This is a genomic window from Spirillospora sp. NPDC048911 (assembly GCF_043198015.1).
In the GTDB taxonomy this organism is placed as follows: Bacteria; Actinomycetota; Actinomycetes; order Streptosporangiales; family Streptosporangiaceae; genus Spirillospora.
The window spans coordinates 514,356-540,682 of sequence record NZ_JBICUD010000002.1; the positions used below are offsets into that span (position 1 = coordinate 514,356).

A 26,327-nucleotide genomic window follows, 5' to 3' on the forward strand; every position below is an offset into this window, starting at 1 on the left:
GTCGTGAAACTGGATCGTAACAACGGAATCACTTGTCATCATGCCAAACCTCTGTCAAGGTCGGGGCCAATAGGACACATCGGTGCGTGCCCATCGAGGAGGGGTTCGACGGTGACCAGCGACAGCAGGACAAGGCTGCGCAACTTTATCGGCGGCGAGTACGTGGACGCCAAGGACGGCCGGACCATGGAGGTGGTCGATCCGAGCACCGGCGAGACCTACGCCGAGGCGCCCGTCTCCGGGGCCGAGGACGTGGACGCCGCCTTCCGCGCCGCCGCTGACGCCTTTCCCGCCTGGCGGGATCTGACGCCCAAGGACCGCAGTCTGGCTCTGCTCCGCTTCGCCGACGCTCTGGAGGCCCGGGCGGAGGAGATCGTCGAGGTCGAGTCCCGCGACACCGGCAAGCCGCTCCAGCTGACCGCCGAGGAGGAGATCCCTCCGATGGTGGACAACATCCGCTTCTTCGCGGGGGCGGGGCGGATCCTGGAGGGCAAGGCGTCGGGCGAGTACATGGCCGACCACACCTCGTCCGTCCGCCGGGAGCCCATCGGCGTCTGCGCGCAGGTCACGCCGTGGAACTACCCGATGATGATGGCGGTCTGGAAGTTCGGCCCGGCGCTGACGGCCGGCAACACGGTCGTGCTGAAACCGTCGGAGACCACGCCCGCGAGCACGCTGCTGCTGGCCGAGATCGCCGCCGAGTTCCTGCCGCCGGGCGTCTTCAACGTCATCTGCGGCGACCGCGACACCGGCCGCGAGCTCGTCACGCACCCGACCCCGCAGATGGTGTCGATCACCGGCAGCGTGCGCGCCGGCATGGAGGTCGCCCGGGCGGCCGCGGACGACCTCAAGCGGGTCCATCTGGAGCTCGGCGGCAAGGCCCCGGTCGTGGTCTTCGAGGACGCCGACATCGAGAGCGCCGCCGAGGGCATCGCCGGGGCCGGCTACTTCAACGCCGGCCAGGACTGCACCGCCGCCACCCGCGTGCTCGTCGCCGACCGGCTCGCCGACGACTTCACCGCGGCGCTCGCCGAGGCGGCCCGCGGGACGAAGGTCGGCGTGCCCACCGACGCCGACGCCTACTACGGCCCGGTCAACAACGCCGACCAGCTCGCCCGCGTCCAGGGGTTCCTGGACCGTACGCCCGACCACGCCGAGGTGCTCACCGGGGGCGAGCGCGTCGGCGGGGCCGGCTACGACGGCGGCTACTTCTTCGCGCCGACCGTCATCGGCGGGCTGCGCCGGGACGACGAGATGGTGCAGAACGAGATCTTCGGCCCGGTCATCACGGTCCAGCGCTTCAGCGACGAGGAGCGCGCGATCGAGTGGGCGAACGGCGTGAAGTACGGGCTGGCCGCGAGCGTCTGGACGCGTGACCACGGCCGCGCGATGCGGATGACGAAGGCGCTCGACTTCGGCGCGGTCTGGGTCAACACCCACATCCCGTTCGTCTCGGAAATGCCGCACGGCGGCTTCAAGCACTCCGGCTACGGCAAGGACATGTCGATGTACGGGGTGGAGGACTACACGCGAATCAAGCACGTCATGCACTACATCGGCGCCTAGCGCACCCAGCGCCCCGGCGCGACCCGTTCGAACACCGCGAAGGACCCCGCTCATGACTGAGACCTCGCATCCTCCCGTACGCGACGACCAGGAGCCGTCCGGCTCCGCGCTCCCCGCCATCGAGCTCACCGGTGTGATGAAGGAGTACCACGCGCGCGGCGAGAAGGTGGCGGCGGTCCGCGGCGTCGACCTGGCGATCGGGCAGGGAGAGTTCTTCTCCCTGCTCGGTCCGTCCGGGTGCGGCAAGACCACCACCATGCGGATGATCGCCGGATTCGAGGAGCCCACCGGCGGCGAGGTGTTCCTGAACGGGAAGCCCGTCACCGATGTGCCCGCCAACAAGCGCGACGTCAACATGGTCTTCCAGTCGTACGCGCTGTTCCCGCACATGAGCGTGTTCGAGAACGTCGCGTTCGGGCTCCGGCGCAGGGGCGTCGCCAAGGGCGAGATCCGCGACCGCGTCGGCGCGATCCTGGAGATCGTCGATCTCGCCGGCCGGGAGAAACGGCGGCCCGGCGAGCTGTCGGGCGGCCAGCAGCAGCGGGTCGCGCTGGCCCGGGCGCTCGTCAACCGGCCCCGGGCGCTGCTGCTCGACGAGCCGCTCGGCGCGCTGGACCTCAAGCTCCGCCAGCACATGCAGGTCGAGCTCAAGCGCATCCAGCGCGAGGTCGGCATCACGTTCGTGTACGTCACGCACGACCAGGGCGAGGCGCTCACGATGTCGGACCGGATCGCGGTCATGAACGACGGCCGCATCGAGCAGCTCGGCTCGCCCCGGGAGATCTACGAACGTCCGGCGTCGAAGTTCGTGGCGGGTTTCATCGGCACGTCCAACCTGCTGTCCGGCGAGATCGGCGAGGTGCGCGGGCCCGAGGCGATCATCACCTACGGCCAGGACGGGCAGATCGTGGTGCCGCTCGGCGACGGCCGGGCCGCCGCACCCGGCGACACGCTGGAGCTGACGGTCCGGCCCGAGAAGATCGAGATCGGCACGCAGCCGCCGGGCAACGGCGGCTCGCGGGTGCGGGCCACGGTCGCCGAGGTCGTCTACCTCGGGACGTCCACGAGCTACATCGTCACCACCACCGCGGGCGACGACGTGACGGTCTTCCTGCAGAACGCGACGAACGCCGACGACATCGCCGGGCGCGGGGACGACGTCTGGCTGTCGTGGGAGCCGCACCACTCGTACGCGATCGGCGCCTCATGAACGCGGACGACGCGCACGACCTGCTCGACGACCCGGCGTTCCGCCGCGGCATGACGACGCCACGTGGCGCGATGCCACGCGGCGCGACGACGCCCGGCATGACGCCGCCCGCCACGACGCGGCGCGGCGCTCTCCGCCTCTTCGGCGCCTCCGCCGCCGCACTCGCGCTGAGCGCCTGCGGCATCCCGGGGCAGGGCGGCCGCGGCAAGGTCAACCAGGCGCAGATCGACGCGTTCTGGCGGGGCAAGGGCGGCCGGGGCCACGTCAACTGGGCCAACTGGCCGGGCTACATGGAGGACGACCGGGCGACGATCAAGGCGTTCACCAAGCAGACCGGCATCAAGGTCGACTACAAGGAGGTCATCCAGGAGGCCTCGGAGTGGTTCGGCAAGATCCAGGCGCCGCTCGCCGCGAACCAGTCGATCGGCTTCGACCTGATGGTGGTCACCAACGGCATCCAGACGACCAAGCTCATCGAGCTCGGCTATCTGGCGCCGCTCGACCACAAGCGCCTGACCAGGTTCGCCAAGTACGCCGGGAAGAAGTTCCAGAACCCGCCGTACGACCCGGGCAACGCGTTCACCATCCCTTACGTGTCCGGGGTGACCGGCATCGCCTACAACACCAAGTACGTCAAGGAGGAGATCACCAGCATCGCCCAGCTCTTCGACCCGAAGTACAAGGGCAAGGTCGGGATGATGGGCGACTCGCAGGAGCTCGGCAACTTCGGGATGTTCGCCCTCGGCATCGACCCGGAGAAGTCCACGCCGGACGACTGGGAGAAGGCCGCCCGCAAGCTGCGCGACCAGCGCGACCAGAAGATCGTCCGCAAGTACTACGAGCAGAACTACATCGACGCCGTCACCAAGGGCGACGTGTGGCTGACCATGGCCTGGTCCGGTGACGTCTACTCGCTCGCCAGCGACGACGTGAAGTTCGTCGTGCCGCGCGAGGGCGGCACGCTCTGGACCGACCTGATGATGATCCCCAAGACGGCGGCCAACCCGGTCGACGCGCTCACGCTCATGGACTGGCTGTACGACCCGCGCAGCAACGCGACGCTCACCGAGTTCATCAACTACGTCACGCCGGTGCCCGAGACCAGGAAGTTCATCGTCGCCGACGCCGCCGAGGCGAAGGGCGAGGACAAGGCGGATCTCGAACGGCTGAGCAGCAGCCCGCTCGTCTACCCGTCGGAGGCCGACCTGGCCAAGCTGCGCACCTACCGCGTCCTCACCCAGCAGGAGGAGACGCAGTACCAAAAGGTGTTCCTCCCGATCGTGCAGGGGAGCTAGCGATGCGCCGCATCAAAGGAAAACTGACGCCCTACCTGCTGATGCTCCCCGCCGGTCTGTGGCTGCTCATCTTCTTCGCCATCCCGCTGGTCTACATGGCCTCGGTCTCGCTCATGACCGGCAACCTGATCGACGGCTGGAAGCAGACCTGGCACTGGCAGAACTACACCGAAGGCTTCGACCTCTACGGCGACAAGCTCGTCCGCTCGCTCTGGTACGGGCTGCTCGCGACCGTCGCCTGCATCGTCCTCGGCTATCCGGCGGCGTACTGGATCGCCTTCAAGGGCGGCCGGCACAAGTCGACATGGCTGTTCATGCTGCTGCTGCCGTTCTTCGTGTCGTTCGTGCTGCGGACGGTCGCCTGGAAGCTGGTGCTCACCGACAACGGGCCGCTGCTCAAGCCGCTCAAGGGCTGGGGGCTGCTGCCGGACGACTTCCACGTGCTGGACAGCGGCTTCGCGGTGGTGTCGGGCCTGACCTACAACTTCCTGCCGTTCATGGTCCTGCCGATCTACGTGGCGCTGGAACGCATCGACTACCGGGTCATCGAGGCGGCGTACGACCTGTACGCGGGCCGTCTGGAGGTCTTCCGGCGCGTGGTGCTGCCGCTGTCGCTGCCGGGGGTCTTCGCCGGGGTCATCATGACGTTCGTCCCCGTCTCCTCGGACTACGTCAACGCGCAGGTGCTCGGCGGGCCGGGCAACACGATGATCGGCAACGTGATCCAGGCCGAGTACTTCACCAACAGCAACTACCACACGGCCTCGGCACTGTCGTTCACGCTGATGGCGCTGCTCCTGATCGGGATCTTCGCGTACGCGCGGGCCCTCGGCACCAAGGATGTTCTGGAGGCGGCAGGACGATGACCACGACGACCTCCGCGCCGCCGCCCCTGACCGCGCCGCACCCGCGCCGCCGGCGGCGCCGGCCCGGCAAGGGCCGCGGCCTGCAGATCTACACGATCGCGCTGGTCGGCTGGCTGCTGCTGCCGATCGCCGTGATGATCCTCTTCGGCTTCAACGACACCCACACCAAGCAGAACTTCGAGTGGGAGGGCTTCACGCTCAAGTGGTACGTCCATCTGTTCGACAAGAAGGACCTCACCACCGCGCTGATCAACTCGATCACCATCGCGCTGCTCACGACCGTGATCGCGACCGCGCTGGGCACGCTGCTCGGGCTGGCCATCGGACGGCACCGGTTCCGCGGCCAGGGCCTGGCGAACGTGGTGATGTTCGCCGCGATCTCGTGCCCGGAGATCGTCATGGGCGCGTCGCTGCTGTCGATGTTCGTGGCGTCCGAGACGCCGCGCGGCTACCTGACGATCCTCGCCGCGCACGTGATGTTCTCGGTCTCGTTCGTGGCGATCACGGTGCGGGCGCGCGCGGTCGGCATCGATCCGTCGGTCGAGGAGGCCGCCCGTGACCTCGGGGCCGGGCCGCTGGCCACGTTCCGCCTGGTCACGCTGCCGATGCTCATGCCGGGCGTGCTGTCGGGGGCACTGCTGGCGTTCGCGCTGTCGGTGGACGACTTCATCATCACCAACTTCACCAGCGGCGCCACCCAGACGTTCCCGCTGTGGGTGTGGTCGTCCACCCGCACCGGAACCCCGCCGCAGGTCAACGTCATGGGCACGCTGATCTTCGCCGTCGGGGTGCTGCTCGCGGTCGTCAACATCGCCGCCGCGCGGCGCCGGGCCCGGCGCACCTGAGGCCGCACGGCGCCGCGGGTACCTGAGGCCGCGCGGCGCCGTGCCCGGCGCATCTGGTCCGCGAGGAGTGCGCACCTGATCCACGAGGAGTGAAAGCGTGAACGCGTTGACGTCGCTCGCCGAGGCCGAACCGGCCCCGTACTGGCTCCAGGACCGCGCCCGCCCCGACGCAGGCGCGGCCCTGGTCGGCCACGAGACCTGCGACCTCGCGGTGGTGGGCGGCGGCTACACCGGCCTGTGGGCGGCGCTCCGCGCCAAGGAGCGCGACCCGTCACTGGACGTGGTGGTGCTGGAGGCCGACCGGATCGGCGCCGCCGCCTCGGGCCGCAACGGCGGCTTCTGCGCGGCCAGCCTGACCCACGGTCTCGGCAACGGCATGGAACGCTGGCCGGAGGAGATGGCCCTGCTCGAACGCCTCGGCCGCGAGAACCTCCAGGCCATCGGCTCCACCCTCACCCGGTACGGCATCGACGCCGAGTGGGAGCTCACCGGCGAGCTGAACGTCGCGACGCAGGAATGGCAGATCGAGGGGCTGTCGGACGAGGCCGACGCGGCCAGGGCGCTCGGCGGCGATCCGGTCCTGCTCGGCGCCGACGAGGTCCGCAAGGAGGTCGACTCGCCCACGTACCTCGGCGGCCTCTGGGACCGTGACGGCGTAGCGATGGTGCACCCTGCCAAACTCGCCTGGGGCCTCGCCGACGCGTGCCGCTCCCTCGGCGTCCGCATCTACGAGAACACCCGCGTCACGGGTCTCCGTAGCGGTTCACGTCTGCGTCTGTCCACGCCGTACGGCGCGGTGGACGCGGGCAAGGTCGCGCTTGGCACCGGCGTCTTCCCGCCGCTTCTGAAGCGTCTCCGGCACTTCCTGGTGCCGGTGTACGACTACGCGCTCGTGACCGAGCCGCTGAGCCGGGAGCAGCGCGAGGCCGTCGGCTGGGCCCGGCGGCAGGGGCTCGGTGACAGCGCCAACCAGTTCCACTACTACCGGCTGACGGCCGACGACCGGATCCTGTGGGGCGGCTACGACGCGATCTACCACTTCGGCAACGAGATCCACGCCGAGCTCGAACGGCGGCCCGCCACGTTCGCCACCCTGGCCGGGCACTTCTTCACGACCTTCCCGCAACTCGAAGGCCTGCGGTTCAGCCACGCGTGGGGCGGGGTGATCGACACCTGCAGCCGCTTCTGCGCGTTCTTCGGCACGGCGCACGGCGGGCGCCTCGCGTACGCCGCCGGCTACACGGGGCTCGGCGTGGGGGCGACGCGGTTCGGCGCGGACGTGATGCTGGACCGGCTCGGGGTCGGGCTGGCACCGGGGGAGGAGACGGAGCGCACGCGCCTGCGGATGGTGCGTTCGAAGCCGGTCCCGTTCCCGCCGGAGCCGCTGCGCTACGGGGTGATCGAACTGACCCGCCGGGAGATCGCCCGCGCCGACCGCAACGGCGGCCGCCGGGGCCTGTGGCTGCGCACGCTCGACCGCATGGGCCTGGGCTTCGACTCCTGATGAGCTGAACGGATCTGCCCCGGACGGATCTGCCCCGGACGGATCAGTCCGGCGAGGCGTCCTCGGCGCCGAAGATGACCGACGAGACTTCAAGGTAGAGCTGCTCGGGATACGGCATGTAGCCGACGTTGCGGAGCGCCTGCTTCTGCCCGGCCGACTCCATGACGAACTCGCCGTAGCCCAGCATGCGCCCGGCGAGCGACCGTTCGAGCGCGATGTCGGTGACCTTGGCGAGCGGCATCATCGCGACCTGGCGGTTGAGCACGCCGCTGATCACCATCACCCGGTGCTCGGTGACCAGGAAGAACTCGATCGACCAGGCGAAGACCTTCCAGGTCAGATAGCCGAGCAGCAGCAGCCACAACCACCAGACCCAGGTGACGCCGAGCGTCGCCCCGGCCAGGCCGCAGAGCACCAGGCCGCCGACGACGAGCGAGACGGGCAGCAGCAGCACCGCCGGATGCCGCCGGACCGCGATCACACGGCCCTCGTACGACATCAGGTACCTGTCGACCGTCCGCGAGCCAGCGTCGCGGAACACCATCATGTCTTGCATGTTCACGGCGGCACCCTCGTCATGATCCGGTGACGTCAACGGTAGCCGACCGGGCGCGCGTCCGCAGGTCCCGGAAGGTCAGAAACCGACGCCCCGGCGCCAGGTTGTGTAAACGGTCTTGTGCGTGCCGTCGCCAGACCACAAGATGTTGAACATGGACCGCGTGCAGCAGCCTGCCCCGGATCAGGGTCTGGACGATGGCCTCGCGGGCGCCCGCGGTCCGCAGGGGGAGTTCGTCCCGGACGTGACGGGACGTCCCGTCTGGCGGCTGCTGATGCGGGGGCTCGGCGTCTACCTCCCCGGCTGGCAGCTCCCGGGCGGCGCGCTGCGCGTGTCCCACGGCCCGCACGAGACGGGGCCGAACGGCTTCGGGCCGCCGGCGTTCCTCAACGGCGACTCCGGGTTCGGGCTGCACCTGCCCGCCCGGCGCAAGGGGCTCGAACCGGACCGGGAGATCTACGTGCGCGGCCGGGAGGACCCGAGCTTCGGCATCGTCATCGCGGGTCCGGCGGCGGCGATCGGCACCCGGGTCGTCGACGCCGACGAGCTGATGCGGTTCGCGCGCAAGCTCACGTTCGAGGAGCTCTTCGACACGGGCGACGCGGAGTCGGTGCCCTACGCCGTGCGCGCCGCGAAAGCCGTGGAGAACGTCGTGTTCCTCGACCGTGCCACGGGCATCGGCCTGTGCGCCGAGGTCGACACGGAGACGCGCGCGGTCACCTGCCCGCTGTACGTCCAGCTTGGCGGGCCCGGCGAACGGACCGTACGGGCCTACGGCGTGGCGGCCCAGGCGGTGAGATCCCACAACTGATGGGACGGCAGCCGCCGCAGCCGTACCGTCGCCGAGGCCGGGTCCCAGTAGACCTCGTCGCTCTCCAGCTCCAGCGACTGCGCCGGGGTCAGCACGGCGCACAGCAGTTCGTCCCGCGCCCGCACGGCCATCAGCGGACCGATCTGCGCCACGGCGCCCGTGCTCTCGTGAAGCGTGCGCAGCAGCGCCTTGAGCGCCGCCTCGTCCTCCGGGGCCCGCGGCGGCTCGACACCCGGCGGCAGGGCGGGCCGGCCGCGCGACAGGCCGTTGCCGTTGTGGGGCAGGTCGGCGCCGGTCGAGATCAGCAGGGCCGTGAACTCGCCCGCGAGATCGTCCACGGTGTTCCCGGCGAGGAAGTACCGCCGCCGCTCCGGCGTCCCCGGCGCCGAGCCGTTCGGGCCCTCGACCGTGCGGAACCGGATGTTGAGGCGGGCCGTGCGCACGCACCGCTCGTAGACCTCGGTGAGGATGTCGTCCAGCTGCTCGTCCCGCGTCCACAGCCGCCCGGTCGCCGTCACGGCCGCGGCGTCGCCCTCGCCGCCGCGCGGCTGGCCGGTGAGCGAGGACGTGACCGCCTCGTCCAGCTCGCCCTCGGTGAACTGGAGCAGCTCGGTGACGACGTCCTCGACGTCCTCCAGCGTCCGGGTGAGCGTGCGCTGCAACTCCAGGATCTCGGTGCCGCTGCGTTCGAGATCGGACAGGCGGTCGAGCGCCGCGTCGACCTTGCCCTCGACCGCGGCCGTGCCCGCCCGGGTCACCGACCGCACCGACGTCTCGACCTCGGCGAGCTTGCGCCGCAGCGCCGCCAGCGTGACCCGCTGCTTCTCCAGGTCGTGCAGGCGCGTCGCCTGCACCCGCAGGTAGCCGTCGGCCTGGTGGACGAGCGCGGCGAGCTCCTCCACCTGCCCGGAGTTCTGGCGCAGCCGGGAGTCGAGCGCCGGCAGCACGTCGCGCTTGACCTTGGACAGCTCGGCGGTGAGCTGCTCGCCGACCGTCACCAGCACCGTGTTCTGCTTGCTGACCTGGTCGTTCAGCTCATCGATCCGGCGGACGAACGCGCGCGCCTGATCCTTGCTCTGCTTCCCCGCATAGATCTCGAGCGCCCCCACGACGACGCACATCACCACCAGGATGACGGTCGTCATGGTGCTCCTCGAACCTCTCGTCCGACCCGGTGGTTCTTACCGGAAATGCTTTAGATCGCGACCATAACGTACGATCAATCACCGTAAGGGTCACTTGCGTAACCGACTCATCTCGGTAACCCCTAGGTCAGCTTGACGACCGAAACATGGTGAGACGTCGGTTAATCGCAGCCTTCGAACTGGGGGACCGTCGTCGTGTACTTGAGCTTGACGGGGGCGAACCACTTGGCCAGGAGCTGCTGCGCCGTCCCGTCCTGGTACATCTCGGTGATCGCCTTGTTGACCGCCACGCAGCCGTCCGCGTCGCCGAGCCGCATGCCGATGCCGTAGCCCTCGTCCGAGATCGGCGCGTTCACGACCTTGGGCGTGCCGCCCCGCCCGCCGCCGGTCTTGGCGGCCTGCGCGGCGAGCCCGGCGAGGATCAGGTCGTCGGTGGACACGGCGTCGACCGTGCCCTTCATCAGCTTGTCGAGGCAGTCGGCGTAGCCGGTGGCCGGCACCAGCTTCGCCGCGACGCCCTTCTCCTTGGTGACGCGCTCGTAGGAGACCGATCCCTCGACCTTGCAGAGGTTGCGGTCCTTGAGGTCGCGCACGTTCCTGACGGGGCTGTCACCGCGCACCAGCACGTCCTGGTGGGCGACGTAGTACGGCCCGGCGAACGTCACCTCGGCCTTGCGGTCGGGCGTGATCGAGTAGCTGGCGACGACGAGGTCGACGTCCCCGCTCTTGATCATCTGCTGCCGGGTGCCGGACGTCACCTCCTTGAACGTGACGTTCCCGGCGGCCACGCCGAGCCGCTTGGCGACCTCGCGGGCGATGTCGATGTCGAAGCCCTCGTAGCCGCCGCCGGACGTGCGCGCGCCGACCCCCGGCTGGTCCTTGTTGACCCCGATGACCAGCGTCTTCTTGCCGGCCACCGAATCCTCCTCGGCGTTGGCGATGCCGCACGCGGCGGCGCCCAGGACCGAGGCGGCCGCCAGGGCGGCGGCCCCGATCCGGCGTCCGCGCGTGCTCCGCCCCCTCATCGGTACTCCGACAGCCGGGGCCGGACGCCGACCAGCACCAGCACGACCAGCGCCAGCCCCGCGATCGGGATGACGATGTTCCAGCCGGCGGTGCCGCCGTCGCCCTTCTCGATCGCGTCGTCGAACGCGGTCTGGTGAATCTTGATGAGCTTGGTCAGGGCGACGTCGTAGGTGCCGAAGGGCGAGCCGGACCTGGCCAGCCGCGCCGTGATCGCCTGCTGCCGCTGCCCGTTCGCCACCTGGTCGCGGAGCGCGCGGTCGTCCCGCTGGTACGCGCGGTACTCGGTGAAGACGGAGGTGAGGGCGGAGTCCTGGCCTGGCAGCGGCGTACGGCTGAACTCCGTGCCCAGGAAGCCGAGGTACTCCCGTTCGCGACCTGGCGTCTGCACGGCCGCGCTGTACTGCGCGAGGCTGTCGGCCTTCACGTAGAGGATGGTCTGCGACTTGCTAAGGAAAATCTGCTCGTAGGTGTCGGCGCGTGCCGGGTCCAGCAGGAATCTCGTCTGGTCGGCGTTGGCGCTGTTGCCGATGGCGCGGGCACGTGAGAGCGCGAGGATGGAGTCGAAGCCGTCCTCCTTGGCCTTGCGCAGCTGATCGGCCTGTCCGCCCAGCATCGTGAAGCTCACGCCCAGCAGCACCAGCGTGGCGACGGTCGCCAGAGCCAGAGCGGGGTTGAGCATCCGCCGGAAGCGGGCGGCCAGGAAGAGCTGCAACCCGACGAGCAGCGCCAGCAGGACGACCCCGGTGGCCATGACCCACAGGCGGCCGTCGGAGACCGCGTTCTGCTTGTCCTCGTACGTGTGGCGGACGAGGGTGCCGTTGTCGAGCGTCAGGTTGTACGCCTTGGGAAGCAGGTCGAGCTTCATCAGGTCGGTCGCCTGCCGGTAGACCTTCAGCACGGTCTCCGGCGGCGGGCCCGCGGTGTGCGGCGTCTGCTGGTCGAGCAGCAGCGCCCGTCCGGCCAGCCCCTCGTACCGGGCCACGGCGTCGAGAAGCTCGCGCGCGGTGCGTTCCTCGGTGTCGTCGTCGGCGAGCTTGGCCGCCTGGAGCAGCGCGGTGCCCGCGCTGCGGCGGCTGTTGTCGTACTCGCGCAGCGCCTGCTCGCGCTTGGCTTCGAGGTTCGGCGTGCGGCCGATCAGCAGCGCGTCGGCCAGCCGCGCGTCCATGTTGATGAGCTGGGTGTACAGGTCGCCGGTCGCGACGACCTGCGGCCCCGCGTCGTGCCCGATGACCCGGACGCCGTCGCGGGCGTCGTCGACCGCGGCCCAGGTGACCGCGAGCATCCCGGCCAGCCCGATGAGGACCAGCACCGTGACCGCGCGGATCCGGCTCGCGACGGTGCGGGGGACCAGCCGCGCGGCGCCGGTGCGCGGCTCGCGGCGTGCGGCCGGGCCGCCGGGCAGCGCGGGCGGCCCCCCGGCCCGCCGCGTCGCCGGTACCGCGCCCGGCGGCGGTCCGGGTGGCGGCGGGCCCGCCGAGGGAGCCTGGTGTACGGCCGTCATGTCGCCTCGCCTCTCCGCAGCGTGATGGTGGTCCAGGCACCGACGTGGATGCGGTCGCCGTCGCCGACCGGCATCTCGACGTTGTACGGGATGGGTTGCGTGGCCCCGTTGAGGCACGTGCGGTTGGTGGAGCCCGGATCGACCAGGGACCACGTGCCGTCCGGCTTGGCTAGCAGCACCGCGTGGACGTGAGACACGCCCGGATCCTCGGGCGCCTCGCGCAGGTCGATCTCGGGCGTGCCGTGCGTGGAACTCCGCCGCCCGATCCGCACCTGCTGCGCGGTCAGCGGGATCCGCCGTTCGGGGTAGTACGGGGGGAACGCGAGCCCGCCGGAGTCGGGCCCTTCCTCAGCGAGGATCGTCGCGTAATACTCGCGATCGGCATTCACGAGCGCGACCCACCCAGTCCCCTGAACACCCCCGCCCGCCCCACCAGCCGCAGCCCCAGGCGCCGCCCCGGCTGCTGCTCCTGGTGCCGCTCCAGACGCCCCGTGCGTTGTGCCCGGTGCCGCGCCTTGTGTCGCCCCTCGTGGCGCGTCATGCGTCGCGTCTGGCGTCGCACCGGGCGTCGCGCCCGCCGTCGTGCCATGCGTCGCGCCTGCTGTCGAGCCTGGTTGTGCGCCGGGTGTCGTGCCATGCGTCGTGCCTGGTGTCGTGCCGGGCGTTGCACCGGGTGTTGTGCCTGGTGGCGCGCCATATGTCGTGCCTGGTGTTGCGCCTGCCGCTGTGCCGGGTGTCGCACCAGGCGTGGGGGACCCAGGCGTCGTCCCGGGTGCTGCTCCTGGCGTTGCGCCGGGAGCACCGCCTTGCGTCGCTCCGGGTGTGGGCGCACCGGGCTGCCCGTGTGCCGCGATGCGCGAGGCTCTCTCTATGGTGGCGTCGCGGCTTGCCGTTCCGGCGGGTGGGGCGGGGGAGGCTTCGGCGGCGCGGCGTTGGAGTTCTTCCGGTGAGATCTGCCGTGACGGGCCGGACGAGTGCGGGGAATCCGGGTGGGGCGGCTGGGTAACGATCACGGGCGTGGGCTTGCCGCCCCCGGTCGCGAAGTCGTACCCGCACTCCTCGCAGAACCGGTCGCTCGACGGCGTCCCGCAGTCCGGGCACGGGGTTCCCGGCGAGGAGCCCACCGTGTGCATCTGCATGGTCGGGATGGGCGCGGCGGCGCCGATGCGCTCGCCGCAGACGTCGCAGTAGTCGGTCGCTCCGGAGGCGTGGCCCGCCGGGCAGGTCGCCATCGTCACCCTCACTTCCGGGTACGGAAGGTCTTGGTCGACCCGATGTCCAGGGACATCTCGTCGACCTTCTCGACCTTCTTCTTCAGCCGCACGGTGCCGGTCGCCGGATCGTCGATGTCCACGACCTTGCGCAGCAGCGACGTGATCTCCTCGTTGCCCGCCTCCTCGGCGAGCTGGACGGCGCGGCCGAGGCGCGCGGTGGCCTCGTCCTCGTCGCCGTCCTTGCGGGCCTGCAGCCCCTGCTGGATGGCGTCGGCGAGCTCCGCCTGCCCGGTGGCCTGCGCGACGCCCGGGTTGATCTGGGTGAAGGCCGCCTCGTCGTCGGTCCACTGGACGAGGATGTTGCCCGTCGCGAGGACCTGGTCCTCGGCTCCGCCGGTGCCCGGCAGCACGAGCTTGATCCAGCCGGCGCGCAGCTCCTTGCCGACGACGCCCGGAGGCACCTCCACGCAGATGTGGTAGTCGCGGCTCTCCGCGCCCCACGCGCCGAGCGGGTAGTCGCCCGCCTGCGGCCCCGACTCGGCGCGCTTGCCGGTGAGATCCTCCATCGAGGGCAGCACCTGCTTGACGAAGCGCAGCTTGGCGGTCTGCGGCGTCCACACGCGCAGCGCGACGTCGGCGACCGCCTTGCCCATCGCGGCCTCGGTCATCGCCTGGAAGTCGGCGACCAGGCCCTGCGGGTCGGCGACGATGTCGACGCTGCCGAGCAGGGCCGACGAGATCTTGCGCAGCTCGGCGACCTCCCAGTCCGTGCCGACGCCCCGGCAGTCGCAGACGAAGCGGCCGGTGCAGCGGTAGAGCACCGCGTCGAGCTCCTCGGCGGTCTCGTGCTGGTTCTTGCCGTCGGTCAGCAGGATGGCGTGCCGGATGCCCTCCTGGTGCGCGTCGAAGAGCTGGTCGGCCAGCCGCAGCCAGGAGCCGATGGCGGTGCCGCCCTGGGCTTGCAGCCGGCTCAGCGCCTGCTTGGCCTGCTGCCGGGTGGTGGTGTCCGCCGGGACGAGGGGACCCTGCTGCGGGTAGACCATGGACGCGCTGTTCGAACCCGAGATCACCGCGAAGAACACCCCGTCGCGGAGCGTGTCGACCGCGACCTGCGCCGCCGCGATGGCCGCGCGCAGCTTGGTGTCGGGATACGACATCGAGCCCGACGTGTCGATGATGATGACCTCGGCGGCCGAGGCGGCCCGGCCGGCCCCCGTGGGCGCCCCCGTCGACTCGACCGACACGACCGCGTGCACCTCGCGGCCGCCCTCGGGCAGGAACTTGTTCTGGTCGATCTTGATGCTGAACTGCGGCTGCTCGCTCATGGGGCATGCTCCGTGTTAGGCGTGACCGGGGTGGGGGCGGCCGTCCCGGGGGCGACGGGGAGGACGGCCACCGAGATGTTGTCGCGGCCGCCCGCCTCCAGCGCGAACCGCACCAGCGTGCGGGCCGCGCCGAGGGGGTCGAGGGCCGGGTCGCACGCCGCGCCGGCCAGGACGGCGGCCAGGTCGTGGGGCTTGGGCGCGTAGTTCCACAGCCCGTCGCTGCAGACGAGCACGGCGCCGGGGCCGCCGGGGGAGAACGTGCGGACCCGCGGCCGCACCTCGTCGGCGTCCGCGCCGAGCCAGGCCGTGATGACGTGCGCGTTGGGATGCGCCTCGGCCTCGGCCTCGGTCAGCGCGCCCTCGGCGACCATGAACGCCGCCCACGAGTCGTCCTCGGTGAGCTGCTCGGACGCCGCGTCCGGCCCGCCGCCCAGCCAGTAGGCCCGGCTGTCGCCGACCCAGCCGACGGTCACGGCGGCGGCGCCGGTCGCCGGGTCCGCGTGCGTGAGCGCCGACACGTACGTGCAGGACGGGGCGTTGGCGGGCGAATCGGCGAGCGCCGCGACGGCCTCGGCGGCCTTGAGCGCGGCGTCGCACGTGGCCTGGTCCGGAGCGGCGCCGGCCGCGACGCGGGCGAGGAGCTCCGCCACGCCCGTCTCGGCGGCGGCGCGCGAGGCGTCGTCGGGGTTGGGAGAGGACCCGACGCCGTCGCAGACCACCGCCGCGAGCCCGCCGGGGTGGACGGAGACGGCGAGGGCGTCCTCGTTGCGCGGGTAGCGGCGGCCGCGGTCACTGGCCCCGGCGGCCACGCTGTTCGGGAGCTCGATCTCGATGTGGTCGCGTTCGGCGGGCTGCCGCATGCCGCAGTGCTCGCAGTAGCCGTCGGCGTCGATCGCGGCCGCGCCGCATTCGGTGCAGGCCGGCCGCGGGGCCTTCGGCTCGGTCCGCCGGGTCGGGCGGGTCCCCGGGCGCCCGCCCGGGAGGACCTTCGCGGTGACGCCCTCGCGCGCCACCCGGCCGGCCTGGACGGCCGCCGTGGCCTCTTCGGTCAGGGGATGCCCGCAGGCTTCGCAGAACGCCTCTCCTTCGAAGACCGCCTCCCCGCAGTTGGGACATGCCGGCTTCGGTGCCTCCGCCACGTTCTGGCCCTCCGTGTTCTGGTCCTCCGTCAAAGCAGGGTCCTCGGACGTACGGCGTTCGCGCGATCGATGAGAAGGCGCCGCTCTTCCTTGTCACGCGTGTGCTGGGCCAGCGCGCGGTAGTCGTCCTCCAGGACGCGGCGCAGCGCGGCGGCGTCGTTGAGCGGGACGTTGAAGAGCTTCCCGCCCTGAATGTCGCCGTTCCGGGAAGGGCCCTGCTGTGAGGGGCCCAGGCTGTGCCAGGCCAGGGCGGCCTCCAGCACCTCGGCGACGAGCCGTGCGCGCCGTTCGCCTTCCAGGTCGAGGCGGCCCAGCCGTTCGGCCGCGCCGACCAGCTCGGCCGCCGTCAGGTCGTTGACGGCCCGGCCGCGCACGGCGGTGGCGACCGCGGCCACCTGCGCGGCCACGTAGCGGATGGACGTCTTGGGCACCGAGTCGAGCACGGCGACGGCCGCCGTACGGTTGCCGGCCGCGAGATGGATGCGGGCCAGGGCGAACGCGGCGTTGATGTAGGAATGGTCAGTGCGCCAGACCGTGTCGTACAGCCGGACGGCCTCGCCCGGTGCCCGATCCTCCAGGCAGTAGGCCAGCGCGAGCTTCGGAGCCGCCTCACCTGGAAGCAGCGAGTAGAGCTGGTCGAACTGCGGCAGCGCCTTGTCGATGTATCCCTCGGCGAGAGTGCAGAGCGCGCGGTACCAGCCGACCCGCCAGTCGTCCGGCCGTTCCGCCGCCACCTGGTCGAGCAGCGCCCGCGCCGCCGGGAAGTCGCTGAGCTCGATGCGCACGCGTGCCAGCGTCAGCGAGATCTCGGGCGTCTGCTCCGGCGCGTTCGCGATCGTCGCGGCGAGCTGCGCGGGCTCCAGAGCCGTCAGTCCGGCGAGGAACCCGGCCGCCGGGTCGGTCCCGTCCACCAGCGGGACGGGCAGCGAGGCCGCCGCGGCGGGGCGGGACAGCGGCGGCAGCGCGGTGTCGGCGTTGCCCGGCCGGGTCGTGTCGGTGCCCGGCGCGAACCGCTCCGGCCCGAACAGCCCGGACGCCGCGGGCCGGGCGTACCCGTCGTCGGCGGCCAGCACCTCGCGCAGGACGCCGGTGAGCTGATCGGCCATCTCGGCGGCGTCGTGGAAGCGCAGCGCCGGGTCGCGGTGCGTCGCGCGGCGCAGGAACCGGTCGTACGACTCGTGCCGCATCAGCAGCGGCACCTCGGCGCGCGGGGGCAGCTTGTCGGCGAACTCGGACGTGAACCGGGCGAACCGGAAGCTCAGCACCGCCAGCGCCCGGCCCACCGTGTAGAGGTCGGAGCTGATCGACGGGCCGGCGTCGGCGATCTCGGGGGCCTGGTAGCCGACCGTGCCATAGATCGCGCCGTCCTGGTCGTCCAGCCGCCGCACCGCGCCCATGTCGATCAGGCGCAGCTGCTCCTCGGACTGGATGACGTTGTCCGGCTTGAAGTCGCAGTAGACCAGCTCCTGCGAGTGCAGGTAGCCGAACGCCTGGAGCACCTCCAGCGCGTAGGCGATGGCCTGGCTGAGCGGGAGCGCGTCCTCGCCGTGCTGCTTGCGCCGCTGCTGGAGGATGTCCTTGAGCGACTGGCCGCCGACGTACTCCATGACGATGTAGCCGGAGCCGCCGTGCTGCACGAAGTTGTAGATCTTGACGATGTTGGGGTGCTCGACCTCGGCGAGGTACGCGCGTTCCGCCGCGGCCGCCGCGAGCGCGTCGGCGTCGCCCGAGTCGAGCAGGCCCTTGAGCACCACCCAGCGGTCGCTGACGTTCTTGTCCTTGGCCAGGTAGATCCAGCCGAGGCCGCCGTGCGCCAGGCAGCCCAGCACCTCGTACTGCCCGCCGACGAGGTCACCGGGAGCGAGCTTGGGCGTGAACGAGTATCCGGCGCCGCACTTGGCGCAGAACCCTTCCGTGCGGCCGGGCCGGCCGCCCTTGGCACGTCCGACGGGCTCACCGCAGCCGCTGCAGAAACGGCGGTTCTCGGCGACCTCGGGGTTGGCGAGAATGGCCGTGGACGGGTCGCGGTAGGGCACCCGCGGCACTTCGACGAGCCCCGCGCCGAGAGCGCCCCGGCGACCGGACGAACGCGACGAGCCGGTGCGTGCGCTGCCCGTCCTGACACTGCCCGTGGCGAAGCTTCCGGACGGGAGGCTGCCCGACGGGGTGCTGCCCGAAGTGACCGGAGCCGAAGCCGGAGCCGAAGCGGGAGTGCCCGACGAAGGGGGCATGCCGCAGACGTCGCAGTAGCCGTCTTGCAACGTTCCCGTACAGCCGGGCTGGTTGCATCGCCCTGGCGCGGCCATGGGAGGAGCAGCCGCGGCCAGTGGCGCGGGAGCGCTGGCAGCCACGGGCGGGCTGCCGCAGACATCGCAGTAACCGTCCTGCATGGTGCCCGTACAGCCGGGCTGCGCGCACTTGTCGGCCGGAGCCGCACCTGACTGTGCCTGATTCCCAGGGGGCATGCCGCATATGACGCAGTAGCCGTCTTCGATGGTTCCGGAGCAGTCCGGCGCGGAGCAACTGTTCATCTGTCGGATCCCTTCGCCCGCGATGAGATGGCCTGCTGGTAACCAGACAGCGTCACGGTCGCCTTCCGGAGGTCACAGGGGGACGTCCAGAGCAGCTCGCGCGCCTCCCGGTAGAGGCGGGTGAGCTCGGCGTCCTCGGCGAGCCCGAGCCGGGCGGCCTTGACGCGGTAGGCGTCGAGGCGGCCGCGCAGCTCGTCGCGCCGGTCGAGGAGGCCGGTGATGAGGGCCTGGTCGTTCCGCGTCTGTTCGAGGGCGGTGGCGGCGGCGCGGCCGAGATCGTGCATGCGTTCCGCCAGCTCGCTCCAGCGGCGCCCGTCGCGCAGGACCCGCAGCGCCGCCAGCCGGTCGGCGAGCACGGCCGAACGGACGGCCAGGTCGGGGAGCACGGGCGACGCGATCTTGACGAGGACCCGGTCGCGGGCCTCCCGCGCGTCGGCCTCGGCGGCGCGCACCTCGTCGATCGCGGCGGCCACGCGGCCGATCCGCGCCTCCGAGTCGTCCCTGAACGCCACCGCCTCGCCCAGCCGGCGGCGGAGCTCGGCGAGGCCGGATCCGGCCGCCTGCAGCCGGGACGTGTCGACGTGGCCGCCGCTGGCGAACGACAGCGGGTCGGTGCGCACGGCGGTGGCCAGCTCGTCGAGTTCGCGCGCGATGCGGTCGACCTCGGGGTCGGGGCCGCCGAGCGACGCCGCCAGCTCGCTGACCGTCCTGCGGTCGGCCTCGACCTGGCCGAGCGCCGACAGCAGCTCCGACCAGACCGCGTCGACGGCGGCGACCATCCGCGCGGCCTCCTCGAACAGCGGGGTCATCCGCTCGACCACCCCGCCGAGGCTCAGCTTCTCGCCGGCCGGCGAGGAGAGCAGCGTGCGGCGTTCGATCGGCACCTCCTCGGCGGGAAGCTCGACCGAAGGCCCGGTGAGCAGCCTGGTCAGCTCGGCGAGCTGGGCCTGGCCCGGGCGTGACTGGCGGGCGCGCAGCTCCTCCGCCGCGGCCAGCGTGCCGCCGTACAGGTCGAAGAGGCTCCACAACATGGACAGCCGGGACTGAAGCGCCGCCTGCCGCCGCGCGGTCTCGCCGGTGACCGCCGCCCCGTTCAGCAGCCGATGCCCCTGGTGGCCCTCCAGGTCAAGGAGGGCCAGGCTGATGCGTTCCTTCTCGTCACGCAGGCTCTGGAGGGCACGGTCGACCTCGTCGCGGTTCATCGGCGGTCGCCCGGTACCGGCAGCCCACACATCCAGCCCCCGATCCCCCGAATCGTGCACTTTTGAGGGATCAGTTTCCCGTATGCGCAGGGTCCGGCTCAAGACCTCCAAAATGTCAGTGTTCGAACGTATGATCGAACCATGGCGAACGTTACGACGTACCCCGGCAAGTCCCACCGCACCGGCAACGGCGCCGCCGCCGCGCTGACCGCCGCCGAGATCGCCGCCCTGGCGCTCTCGCTCGCCCACCTCGGCGCCGGCCCGCAGGCCACCACCGCGCGCCGGGCCCTCCGCCACCTCATCGACACCGACACCCACGACGACGTCGTCACCGCCACGCTGGCCACCCTCACCCGCCCGCTCGACGCCTCCACCGCCGACCGCGCCCGCGTGGTGGCCGCCGCCATCACCGAGCACCGCGTCGTGCGCCTCTGCTACGGCGACGCCGGAGCCAACGTCACCATCCGCGAGGTGGAGCCCGTCACCTGTCTCGTCCACCGCGACCACTGGTACCTCGTCGGCTGGTGCCGCATGCGCCGCGGCGTCCGCGCCTTCCGCTTCGACCGCATCCTGGCGGTGGAGTCCACCGGCCTCCCGGCCCGGCCGCGCCGCGCCGAGCGCTACCTGCCCTTCCAGCGCCGCACGGCCGCCGCAGCCTGATCCACCCGCAAGGCGGACCAAACCCGCCCACTACCGGCGAGGCGGACGAAAGCGGGGTCGTCCGCCTCGCCCTGGTCACCCGTAATGCGAGCCCACGGCAGCCTGCCCGGTGTAGTTGGCCCCAACCTGATCGTCCGCCCCCAGGTAGCGGTAGGGAAGCCGGACGTCGCGGCGGCCCGTCAGGCTGATGCGCCGCCATCGCGTGTCGTACTCGAACCCCTGCTCGCGGAGCCTGGTGGAGACCCGGCCCGGCGCGCGGACACCGCGGACGTCGAAGTCGGCGACGAAGCGGCCGTCGTCGAAGAGGGCGCGGCCCGAGCCGCAGCAGAGATCGAGCCGGCGGGCCGGTGCGGCGGCGACGATGTCGAGGCCCAGTTCGCGGGTGTAGCTCTTGAGGGAGCGCTCGCGGTTCGTGGCGTTGCTGGCCACGACGGAGGAGCGTTCGAGGGCGGCGTCGTCCAGGAGCATGGGGGCATTCTCGCCGGCGCGTAGCATTGCCGCGGTGAGCATGCAGGACGTCCTCGAGCACCTTCAGCGGCTGGGCATGTCGGGGTACGAGTCCAAGGCGTACGTCGCGCTGGTGGCGGCGGGGAAGCCCATCAACGGGTACGAGGTGGCGAAGCGGTCGGGGGTGCCGCGGAGCACGGTGTACGAGACGCTCGGCAAGCTCGTGGCGCGCGGGGCCGCGTACGAGCTGAAGGGGTCGTCGGACGCGACCGAGTACCTGCCGTTGCCGCCCGAGGCGTTGCTGGATCGCATGCGGCGGGAGTTCGACGGGTCGGTGGAGGCGTTGCGGACGGCGCTGCCGGCGGTGGTGGCCGCGCCGGAGGCGCACCTGATCCATAGTTTGCGCGACGGCGCGGCGATGCTGGCGCGGGCCGAGGACGTGGTGGCCGGAGCGCGGCGAGACCTCTTCCTGTCGGTCTGGCCCGAGGAGATGGAACGGCTGCGGGAGGGCGTCCGGGCGGCGGCGGAGCGGGGCGTGGAGGTCTCCGTCGTGGCGTTCGGGGAGATCGAGGAGGTCGGGCACGTCTACCGGCACCGGGCGGTGTTCGACGACCTGGGTTACCGGCTCATCGTCGTCGTGGGCGACCGGCGGGAGGCCGTCGTGGGCGGGTTCGGCGAGGCCGCGTGGGGCGTCTACACCGCCGACCCCGCCGTCGCCCTGATGGCGGCCGAGTACGTGCGGCAGGACGCCGCCCTGCGGATCCTCGCCGAACGGGTCGGAGCCGCTGAGCTCGACCGGTGGTTCGCGACCGACCCGGGCCTGCTACGGCTCCTCGGACGCCCCTGACGTCTCGTTGATCGCGCCGGCGACGACGGCCGTCACATCGCGGGCCCGGGCGTGGACCTGCCGCTGCCACTCGGCGCCGTTGCCCCGTTCGAGCAACCGCCCGAGGAGCTCGCGGACGGTTTCGAGGTCCCCGGCCGCGTCGAGCGCCGGGGTGAGGTGATCCAGGAGCGCCTGCACGACCGTGCGGGCGGGCGCGGGACGCCTGGTGACCGGGTGGATGAGGTCCTCCCGCATGCCCGACCGGCTCGCCCGCCACACGGCCAGCTTCAGCAGCTCGGTCCGTACCCGGTCCGGCGGGATCCCGGCTCGCCACGCCTGGGCCGCGGTGTCGACCATCGCCCGCACCAGCGCGGCCATCAGGACGGTGTCGTCGGCGTGGAGGCAGACGTCGGCGACCCGGACCTCCACGGTGGGGTAGTGCCGCGACAGGCGGGCGTCGAAGTAGACCATGCCCTCGTCGAGCAGGGCGCCGGTGTCGAGCATCGCCTCGACCGCGGCCCGGTAGCCCTTGACCGACTCGAACAGCTCGGTCGGGCCGCTGGACGGCCAGCGCCCCCAGACCTGCTGGCGCCAGCTCTCGTACCCGGTGTCGCCCCCCTGCCAGAACGGTGAGTTGGCGCTGAGCGCGAGGAGCGGCGGCAACCACGGCCTGATCCGGTCGAGGACGGCGACGCCCTCCTCGGGCGACTCCACGTTCACGTGGACGTGACAGCCGCAGGTGAGCTGCTCGCCCGCGGTCTGCGCGTACTCATGGGCCATCCGCCGGTAGCGGAGCGAGGGCGTGATGGAGGGGTGCACCGGCACGGGTGAGGTGGCCAGGGCCACCACCGCCGCGCCGACTCCCCGGGCGGCCTCCGCGGCCGCCCGCCGCCCGCGCCGTATCTCGTCCGAGAGCTCGGCGAGCGACGTGGTGGGGACGGTGCCCGTCTCGACCTGCTCGCGTTGCAGCTCGGTTTCGAGGGGCTCGGCCTCTTTGCCCGAAAGGGTGATGCCGGTGTGTTCCTTTGCATACCGGATCACGGCGCCCGAAATCGCCTGGGGCGCCCCGCTCACCGGGTCGACGAGCAGAAGCTCCTCTTCCACCCCGACTGTTCGCAGTTCATGTTGTGCCACGGTCCCGTTCTGCCCATCATGCGGCGGAAGCTACATCCGAGCCCCCGCTGTTCCTCATAATCCCTGGTCAGAGTGGTTGATCGCGGTCAAACATGGCGATCTCGAAGGGGCCGGCGAGCTTCCCGCGAGCCCTTGTTCACCGAGTTTCACACGCCGGTGAGCCAGGTTCGGATGAGGGCGCCGGTCTCGTCGAAGCGGTCCAGGTAGAGCATGTGGCCCGCGTCCATCTCGGTGATGGTGAGGTCGTCGCCCAGGGTCTCGCGGCAGGTGACCACGAAGGCGGGCTGGACGATGTCGGCCCGGGTGGCGATGACCAGGTGGGTGGGGACGCCCGGCGGGGGCGGCAGGGGCGGGCGGGCCATCTCCGAGAACGCGGTCACCACGGCGGCGGGCTCGAAACGGAAGCGCCAGCGGCCGTCCTCATCCTGCTGGAGGTGGTCGGTGACCTCTTCCTCGGCGGCGCCGGGGTAGGCGTTCGGCCAGTCCTTCATGCGGGCGGTGAGGGCTTCGTCCGGGGTGGCGAAGGACGGCTTGGCGAAGGGCTCGTGGGCGCGTACGCGCGCGTGCGCGGGGTCCAGGCCGACTGCGGGATCGAGGAGGACGAGGCGCCGCACACGTTCGGGGGCCGTACGGGCCAGGTATACGGCGATCATCCCGCCGTAGGAGTGGCCGACGACGTCTGTTCGGGAAATGTCCTCCGCGTCGAGGAGGGCGAGGAGATCGGCCACGTGCCGGCCCACGTGCCAGGGGGCGTCGTAGGTCGACCGGCCGTGGCCGCGCAGGTCGGGTGCCAGGACGCGGTGGTCGGACAGGTGGTGCTCGGCCAGCTTGCGCCAGCGGCCGCCGTGCCCGTTGATGCCGTGCAGGGCGAGGACCGGAGGGCCTTCTCCGAAGCTGGCCGCGTGGATGCCCGTCATGACCGGAATCCTAGAGGTAGGGGCGGAGGGCCTCGGCTATCGCGCGCTGGACGTCGTCCATTTCGGGCTCGCCGTCCTCGACGTCCCAGAGGACGTTCTGCAGGACGCGGCCGTACGTCCAGCCCACGGCGCGCCGCCGGTCCAGCCCGAGGATCTCGACCATGAGGTCGAAGCGGCGGCGGACGGCGCGGCCCACGTCGCCCGTCGCGACGATCTCGTCCCACCGGTTGTCGAGAGCGGGCAGGAGATCGAAACCGGGGTCGCCCGCGAGGGGTTTGGGGTCGATGGCCAGCCAGGGTTCGCGTTCGGCCGCCAGCACGTTGTCGTAGTGCAGGTCCCAGTGCAGGAGGCGGTCGCCCGGCTCGGACACGAGATCGGAGACGACGGCCGCGCAGGTCTCGACGACCTGTCGTTCCTCGTCGGTCCGGAACGTGGGAAGCGCGACGGGGACCTGGTCGAGCATGCCCCGCGCGATGTCGCCCAGGTGGCGCATGCCCTCGGGAGCCGGGTGCGCGACGAGGCGGGCGAGGAGTTCGGTGAGGATCTGGAGGGCCTTGGCGTCGTCGGGCACCGAGGAGAGGGGACGGCTGGAGTCGAGCCGTTCCAGGAGCATCACGCCGGTCGCCGGATCCGACCTCAGCAGCCGTACCGCGCCGTCGCCGTCCCAGAGGCGCAGCCCGACCGGCTCGCTCTCGGTCTCCTCGTCGAGGATCTGGAGCTTGAGCGCGGCGGGCGTGCCGCCGGACGTCCGGACGGGGAGCACGAGGGAGGCCACGCCGTACATCGAGCCGCCGGTGACCGTCAGGTCCCACCGGTCGAGGTGGTCGGCCGCCAGCCGGGGGAGCGAGGCGATCCAGGCGCGCCCGGCCTCGCCGTTGTACTTGGACTGCGTCCCGGCCAGCTCGGCGGGCACCTCGATCTCCGACATGATCACCACGCTAGCCGCTAGGACCGCTCCCAGCGGACGGAGCTCAGGGCTAGGAGGGCGACGTGGAGGGAGACGCAGGACTCGACGTCGTCCAGGTCGGCGTCCAGGACCCGCTCGATGCGGCGCAGCCGTTCGTAGAAGGCGGGACGCGAGAGGTGCGCCTGCTGGGCGGCGACGGCCTTGTTGCGGCCCGCGTCGAGGTAGAGCTCCAGGATGCGGGTGAGGTCGGCGCCGCGCTGCGCGTCGTACTCCAGCAGCGGCCCGAGCTCGCGTTCGACGAACGTCTGCAGCCGGGCGTCGTCGCGCAGCAGGTGCAGCAGTCCGCGCAGGCGCAGGTCGGGCAGCCGGTAGAAGAGCCGCCCGCCGGAGCCGCGGCAGGCGACGTCGGCGACCTGCTCGGCCTCCAGGAACGAGCGGCGGACGTCGCGGATCGACTCGACGACCGATCCGGTGGCCATGACGGTGTCGCCGCCGGACTGCTTGCGGATGCGGGTGGCCACCTCGTTCAGCGCGGTCTCGACGTCGGCGCGGGCGGGCAGCGACGCGAGCACGCCCACGCGGGCGTGCGGGCCGCTCTCGTCGAGGACGCCGACCAGGGCGGCGAGCCGGGCGTCCTTGCACGCGGCGGCGGCCACCTCGGCGAGCTCGCCCAGCTCGGCCGGGATGCCGCTGCGCGGCCGGAGGACGACGCCGAGGAGGCGGCGGCCGGACAGGGGCACGCCGAGCGCGCGGGCGCGGGCGGCGGCCTCCTGCGGGTCGGAGTAGGAGTGGGCGAGGATGCGCGTGATGATCGTGCCGTGCGCCTGGCGCTCGATGCTCTCGGCGTGCCGGTCCAGCAGCCGGCCGAGCGCGAGCGTGGTGGCGGCGCGTTCGATCAGCACGGTCTCGCGCGGCGTCGGGGGCGCGTCGCAGGTGAGGATCAGGCGGCCCCAGTCTTCGCCGCGCGCCCCGACCATGGTGACCAGCCAGCCGGACGACTCGTCGTAGGCGGTCCGCTGCTCGGGCCGGACGGCGCGCGAACGGGTCTCCCAGGCCGACAGCAGCTCGGCCGGGTCCCTGCCGTCGGCGTCGGCGGCCAGCACCTGGTGGGAGAGGTTCTCCAGCACCACCGGGTGGCCGCCGAGCGTCGCGACCTGCCGGACGACCTCGTCGGTCGACGCGCCCTCCACCGACAGCTGGGTGAAGATCTCGTGCAGCTCCTCGGACGCGCGCAGCTCGGCCATCTGGTCCTGCAGGATGCGCGCGTGCACCGACTCGGTGATGTCGACGAACGCGGGCTCGTGCGCCAGCATCACCACCGGCAGGCCGTGGTCCTCGGCCGCCGTGATCAGCGCGGGCGGCAGCTCGCTGGCGTAGCGCCGGCCGAGCTCGACCATCAGCCCGCTGACGCCGACCTCCGACAGCTCGCCGATGTACGCGCGGAGCCGGGCGGGCTCGTCGGGCAGGGCGATGCCGGTGGTCAGCACCAGCTCGCCGCCGTGCAGGAGATGCGCGATGTCGGTGACCTCGGCGACGTGCACCCAGCGGACCCGGTTGTCCAGGCGGTCCGCGCCCGCGACGACGCGCGGCTGGCCGCGGCGGACCGCGTCCAGCTGGAGCACATCGGCGAGAGTGGGCAGCATCGTCCGGATCATATCCCGGCATTCTGTCAACTCAGGGGGGCAGATTAATTACATACT

At 71.7% G+C, this 26,327-nt stretch carries 24 protein-coding genes; 10 read left to right on the plus strand and 14 right to left on the minus strand.

Translation table 11 applies throughout. The annotated features are described in order from the left end of the window. Positions 1 to 111 precede the first annotated feature (111 nt). The 6 genes from ACGFNU_RS09645 to ACGFNU_RS09670 all read left to right on the plus strand — a co-directional run bounded on the left by ACGFNU_RS09645 (position 112) and on the right by ACGFNU_RS09670 (position 7,286). The gene (locus tag ACGFNU_RS09645; protein WP_392591820.1) at positions 112 to 1,566 is read left to right on the plus strand and encodes a gamma-aminobutyraldehyde dehydrogenase; all 1,455 of its coding nucleotides are present in this window, start codon (positions 112 to 114) and stop codon (positions 1,564 to 1,566) included. Between the two features lie 52 nt (positions 1,567 to 1,618). Beyond that, entirely contained in the window at positions 1,619 to 2,776 is a 1,158-nt protein-coding gene (locus ACGFNU_RS09650) for an ABC transporter ATP-binding protein (RefSeq protein ID WP_392591822.1), read from the plus strand. Then, positions 2,773 to 4,071, plus strand: coding sequence for a PotD/PotF family extracellular solute-binding protein (locus ACGFNU_RS09655; protein WP_392591824.1), 1,299 nt, complete (start codon positions 2,773 to 2,775; stop codon positions 4,069 to 4,071). The genes ACGFNU_RS09650 and ACGFNU_RS09655 overlap by 4 nt, the downstream gene beginning before the upstream one ends. 2 nt (positions 4,072 to 4,073) lie before the next feature. Beyond that, positions 4,074 to 4,937, plus strand: a complete 864-nt coding sequence (locus ACGFNU_RS09660; protein ID WP_392591826.1) for an ABC transporter permease — start codon at positions 4,074 to 4,076, stop codon at positions 4,935 to 4,937. Next, positions 4,934 to 5,782 (plus strand): ABC transporter permease, encoded by an 849-nt coding sequence (locus ACGFNU_RS09665; RefSeq protein ID WP_392591828.1) that lies wholly within the window; start codon positions 4,934 to 4,936, stop codon positions 5,780 to 5,782. Before ACGFNU_RS09660 ends, ACGFNU_RS09665 begins: the two co-directional genes overlap by 4 nt. A gap of 97 nt (positions 5,783 to 5,879) precedes the next feature. Next, the gene (locus tag ACGFNU_RS09670; RefSeq protein WP_392591830.1) at positions 5,880 to 7,286 is read left to right on the plus strand and encodes an NAD(P)/FAD-dependent oxidoreductase; all 1,407 of its coding nucleotides are present in this window, start codon (positions 5,880 to 5,882) and stop codon (positions 7,284 to 7,286) included. A gap of 43 nt (positions 7,287 to 7,329) precedes the next feature. Here the strand turns inward: ACGFNU_RS09670 and ACGFNU_RS09675 are convergent, their stop codons facing one another. Continuing rightward, complete coding sequence (locus tag ACGFNU_RS09675; RefSeq protein ID WP_392593473.1) at positions 7,330 to 7,842, minus strand: PH domain-containing protein; 513 nt, start codon at positions 7,840 to 7,842, stop codon at positions 7,330 to 7,332. Between the two features lie 154 nt (positions 7,843 to 7,996). On the opposite strand from ACGFNU_RS09675, the gene ACGFNU_RS09680 reads away from it, so the two are divergent. Further along, positions 7,997 to 8,653 (plus strand): hypothetical protein, encoded by a 657-nt coding sequence (locus ACGFNU_RS09680; RefSeq protein ID WP_392591832.1) that lies wholly within the window; start codon positions 7,997 to 7,999, stop codon positions 8,651 to 8,653. Here the strand turns inward: ACGFNU_RS09680 and ACGFNU_RS09685 are convergent. From ACGFNU_RS09685 to ACGFNU_RS09700, 4 genes are all read right to left on the minus strand, one after another. After that, positions 8,614 to 9,798 carry a hypothetical protein gene (locus ACGFNU_RS09685; protein ID WP_392591834.1) on the minus strand — a complete coding sequence of 395 codons (1,185 nt, stop codon included), beginning with the start codon at positions 9,796 to 9,798 and terminating at the stop codon, positions 8,614 to 8,616. The two genes, ACGFNU_RS09680 and ACGFNU_RS09685, sit on opposite strands and share 40 nt — an antisense overlap. Before the next feature lie 161 nt (positions 9,799 to 9,959). Beyond that, positions 9,960 to 10,823, minus strand: coding sequence for a glutamate ABC transporter substrate-binding protein (locus tag ACGFNU_RS09690; RefSeq protein ID WP_392591836.1), 864 nt, complete (start codon positions 10,821 to 10,823; stop codon positions 9,960 to 9,962). Further along, complete coding sequence (locus ACGFNU_RS09695) at positions 10,820 to 12,325, minus strand: hypothetical protein (RefSeq protein ID WP_392591838.1); 1,506 nt, start codon at positions 12,323 to 12,325, stop codon at positions 10,820 to 10,822. Before ACGFNU_RS09695 ends, ACGFNU_RS09690 begins: the two co-directional genes overlap by 4 nt. Beyond that, positions 12,322 to 12,714 (minus strand): FHA domain-containing protein, encoded by a 393-nt coding sequence (locus ACGFNU_RS09700; protein WP_392591840.1) that lies wholly within the window; start codon positions 12,712 to 12,714, stop codon positions 12,322 to 12,324. Before ACGFNU_RS09700 ends, ACGFNU_RS09695 begins: the two co-directional genes overlap by 4 nt. A 628-nt stretch (positions 12,715 to 13,342) precedes the next feature. Between ACGFNU_RS09700 and ACGFNU_RS09705 the strand changes: the two genes are divergently transcribed. After that, on the plus strand, positions 13,343 to 13,516 hold the full coding sequence (locus ACGFNU_RS09705; protein WP_392591842.1) for a hypothetical protein: 174 nt from the start codon (positions 13,343 to 13,345) through the stop codon (positions 13,514 to 13,516). A 49-nt stretch (positions 13,517 to 13,565) separates the two neighbouring features. Here ACGFNU_RS09705 and ACGFNU_RS09710 read toward each other — a convergent pair whose 3' ends face one another. The 4 genes from ACGFNU_RS09710 to ACGFNU_RS09725 form a co-directional block, all read right to left on the minus strand. After that, positions 13,566 to 14,864 carry a VWA domain-containing protein gene (locus ACGFNU_RS09710; RefSeq protein WP_392591844.1) on the minus strand — a complete coding sequence of 433 codons (1,299 nt, stop codon included), beginning with the start codon at positions 14,862 to 14,864 and terminating at the stop codon, positions 13,566 to 13,568. Next, entirely contained in the window at positions 14,861 to 16,036 is a 1,176-nt protein-coding gene (locus ACGFNU_RS09715) for a protein phosphatase 2C domain-containing protein (RefSeq protein WP_392591846.1), read from the minus strand. The genes ACGFNU_RS09710 and ACGFNU_RS09715 overlap by 4 nt, the downstream gene beginning before the upstream one ends. Next, a complete protein-coding gene (locus ACGFNU_RS09720; protein ID WP_392591848.1) occupies positions 16,033 to 18,468 on the minus strand; it encodes a tetratricopeptide repeat protein in 2,436 nt (811 codons plus the stop codon). Before ACGFNU_RS09720 ends, ACGFNU_RS09715 begins: the two co-directional genes overlap by 4 nt. A 62-nt stretch (positions 18,469 to 18,530) precedes the next feature. After that, entirely contained in the window at positions 18,531 to 19,736 is a 1,206-nt protein-coding gene (locus tag ACGFNU_RS09725; protein ID WP_392591850.1) for a hypothetical protein, read from the minus strand. Between the two features lie 141 nt (positions 19,737 to 19,877). Here ACGFNU_RS09725 and ACGFNU_RS09730 point away from each other — a divergent pair, with 141 nt between their 5' ends. Continuing rightward, on the plus strand, positions 19,878 to 20,396 hold the full coding sequence (locus ACGFNU_RS09730) for a helix-turn-helix transcriptional regulator (RefSeq protein ID WP_392591852.1): 519 nt from the start codon (positions 19,878 to 19,880) through the stop codon (positions 20,394 to 20,396). A 75-nt stretch (positions 20,397 to 20,471) separates the two neighbouring features. Here the strand turns inward: ACGFNU_RS09730 and ACGFNU_RS09735 are convergent, their stop codons facing one another. Then, a complete protein-coding gene (locus tag ACGFNU_RS09735; RefSeq protein WP_392591854.1) occupies positions 20,472 to 20,864 on the minus strand; it encodes a hypothetical protein in 393 nt (130 codons plus the stop codon). Between the two features lie 40 nt (positions 20,865 to 20,904). On the opposite strand from ACGFNU_RS09735, the gene ACGFNU_RS09740 reads away from it, so the two are divergent. Beyond that, complete coding sequence (locus ACGFNU_RS09740) at positions 20,905 to 21,690, plus strand: TrmB family transcriptional regulator (protein ID WP_392593475.1); 786 nt, start codon at positions 20,905 to 20,907, stop codon at positions 21,688 to 21,690. Here the strand turns inward: ACGFNU_RS09740 and ACGFNU_RS09745 are convergent. The 4 genes from ACGFNU_RS09745 to ACGFNU_RS09760 form a co-directional block, all read right to left on the minus strand. Then, complete coding sequence (locus ACGFNU_RS09745) at positions 21,667 to 22,803, minus strand: glutamate--cysteine ligase (protein ID WP_392591855.1); 1,137 nt, start codon at positions 22,801 to 22,803, stop codon at positions 21,667 to 21,669. The two genes, ACGFNU_RS09740 and ACGFNU_RS09745, sit on opposite strands and share 24 nt — an antisense overlap. 146 nt (positions 22,804 to 22,949) lie before the next feature. After that, positions 22,950 to 23,720, minus strand: a complete 771-nt coding sequence (locus ACGFNU_RS09750) for an alpha/beta fold hydrolase (RefSeq protein ID WP_392591857.1) — start codon at positions 23,718 to 23,720, stop codon at positions 22,950 to 22,952. Between the two features lie 10 nt (positions 23,721 to 23,730). Continuing rightward, a complete protein-coding gene (locus ACGFNU_RS09755) occupies positions 23,731 to 24,648 on the minus strand; it encodes an aminoglycoside phosphotransferase family protein (protein WP_392591859.1) in 918 nt (305 codons plus the stop codon). A gap of 17 nt (positions 24,649 to 24,665) precedes the next feature. Continuing rightward, positions 24,666 to 26,270, minus strand: a complete 1,605-nt coding sequence (locus ACGFNU_RS09760) for a PucR family transcriptional regulator (RefSeq protein ID WP_392591861.1) — start codon at positions 26,268 to 26,270, stop codon at positions 24,666 to 24,668. Positions 26,271 to 26,327 lie beyond the last annotated feature (57 nt).

What these genes read in the sequence shown, in the direction of transcription:
- ACGFNU_RS09755 (WP_392591859.1), bottom strand. Translation starts at nt 24,648, where the DNA reads ATGTCGGAGATCGAGGTGCCCGCCGAGCTGGCCGGGACGCAGTCCAAG.
- ACGFNU_RS09695 (WP_392591838.1), bottom strand. Translation starts at nt 12,325, where the DNA reads ATGACGGCCGTACACCAGGCTCCCTCGGCGGGCCCGCCGCCACCCGGA.
- ACGFNU_RS09690 (WP_392591836.1), bottom strand. Translation starts at nt 10,823, where the DNA reads ATGAGGGGGCGGAGCACGCGCGGACGCCGGATCGGGGCCGCCGCCCTG.
- ACGFNU_RS09710 (WP_392591844.1), bottom strand. Translation starts at nt 14,864, where the DNA reads ATGAGCGAGCAGCCGCAGTTCAGCATCAAGATCGACCAGAACAAGTTC.
- ACGFNU_RS09660 (WP_392591826.1), top strand. Translation starts at nt 4,074, where the DNA reads ATGCGCCGCATCAAAGGAAAACTGACGCCCTACCTGCTGATGCTCCCC.
- ACGFNU_RS09680 (WP_392591832.1), top strand. Translation starts at nt 7,997, where the DNA reads ATGGACCGCGTGCAGCAGCCTGCCCCGGATCAGGGTCTGGACGATGGC.
- ACGFNU_RS09725 (WP_392591850.1), bottom strand. Translation starts at nt 19,736, where the DNA reads ATGAACCGCGACGAGGTCGACCGTGCCCTCCAGAGCCTGCGTGACGAG.
- ACGFNU_RS09720 (WP_392591848.1), bottom strand. Translation starts at nt 18,468, where the DNA reads ATGCCCCCTGGGAATCAGGCACAGTCAGGTGCGGCTCCGGCCGACAAG.
- ACGFNU_RS09650 (WP_392591822.1), top strand. Translation starts at nt 1,619, where the DNA reads ATGACTGAGACCTCGCATCCTCCCGTACGCGACGACCAGGAGCCGTCC.
- ACGFNU_RS09760 (WP_392591861.1), bottom strand. Translation starts at nt 26,270, where the DNA reads ATGCTGCCCACTCTCGCCGATGTGCTCCAGCTGGACGCGGTCCGCCGC.
- ACGFNU_RS09735 (WP_392591854.1), bottom strand. Translation starts at nt 20,864, where the DNA reads ATGCTCCTGGACGACGCCGCCCTCGAACGCTCCTCCGTCGTGGCCAGC.
- ACGFNU_RS09740 (WP_392593475.1), top strand. Translation starts at nt 20,905, where the DNA reads ATGCAGGACGTCCTCGAGCACCTTCAGCGGCTGGGCATGTCGGGGTAC.
- ACGFNU_RS09665 (WP_392591828.1), top strand. Translation starts at nt 4,934, where the DNA reads ATGACCACGACGACCTCCGCGCCGCCGCCCCTGACCGCGCCGCACCCG.
- ACGFNU_RS09655 (WP_392591824.1), top strand. Translation starts at nt 2,773, where the DNA reads ATGAACGCGGACGACGCGCACGACCTGCTCGACGACCCGGCGTTCCGC.
- ACGFNU_RS09730 (WP_392591852.1), top strand. Translation starts at nt 19,878, where the DNA reads ATGGCGAACGTTACGACGTACCCCGGCAAGTCCCACCGCACCGGCAAC.
- ACGFNU_RS09675 (WP_392593473.1), bottom strand. Translation starts at nt 7,842, where the DNA reads ATGCAAGACATGATGGTGTTCCGCGACGCTGGCTCGCGGACGGTCGAC.
- ACGFNU_RS09685 (WP_392591834.1), bottom strand. Translation starts at nt 9,798, where the DNA reads ATGACGACCGTCATCCTGGTGGTGATGTGCGTCGTCGTGGGGGCGCTC.
- ACGFNU_RS09750 (WP_392591857.1), bottom strand. Translation starts at nt 23,720, where the DNA reads ATGACGGGCATCCACGCGGCCAGCTTCGGAGAAGGCCCTCCGGTCCTC.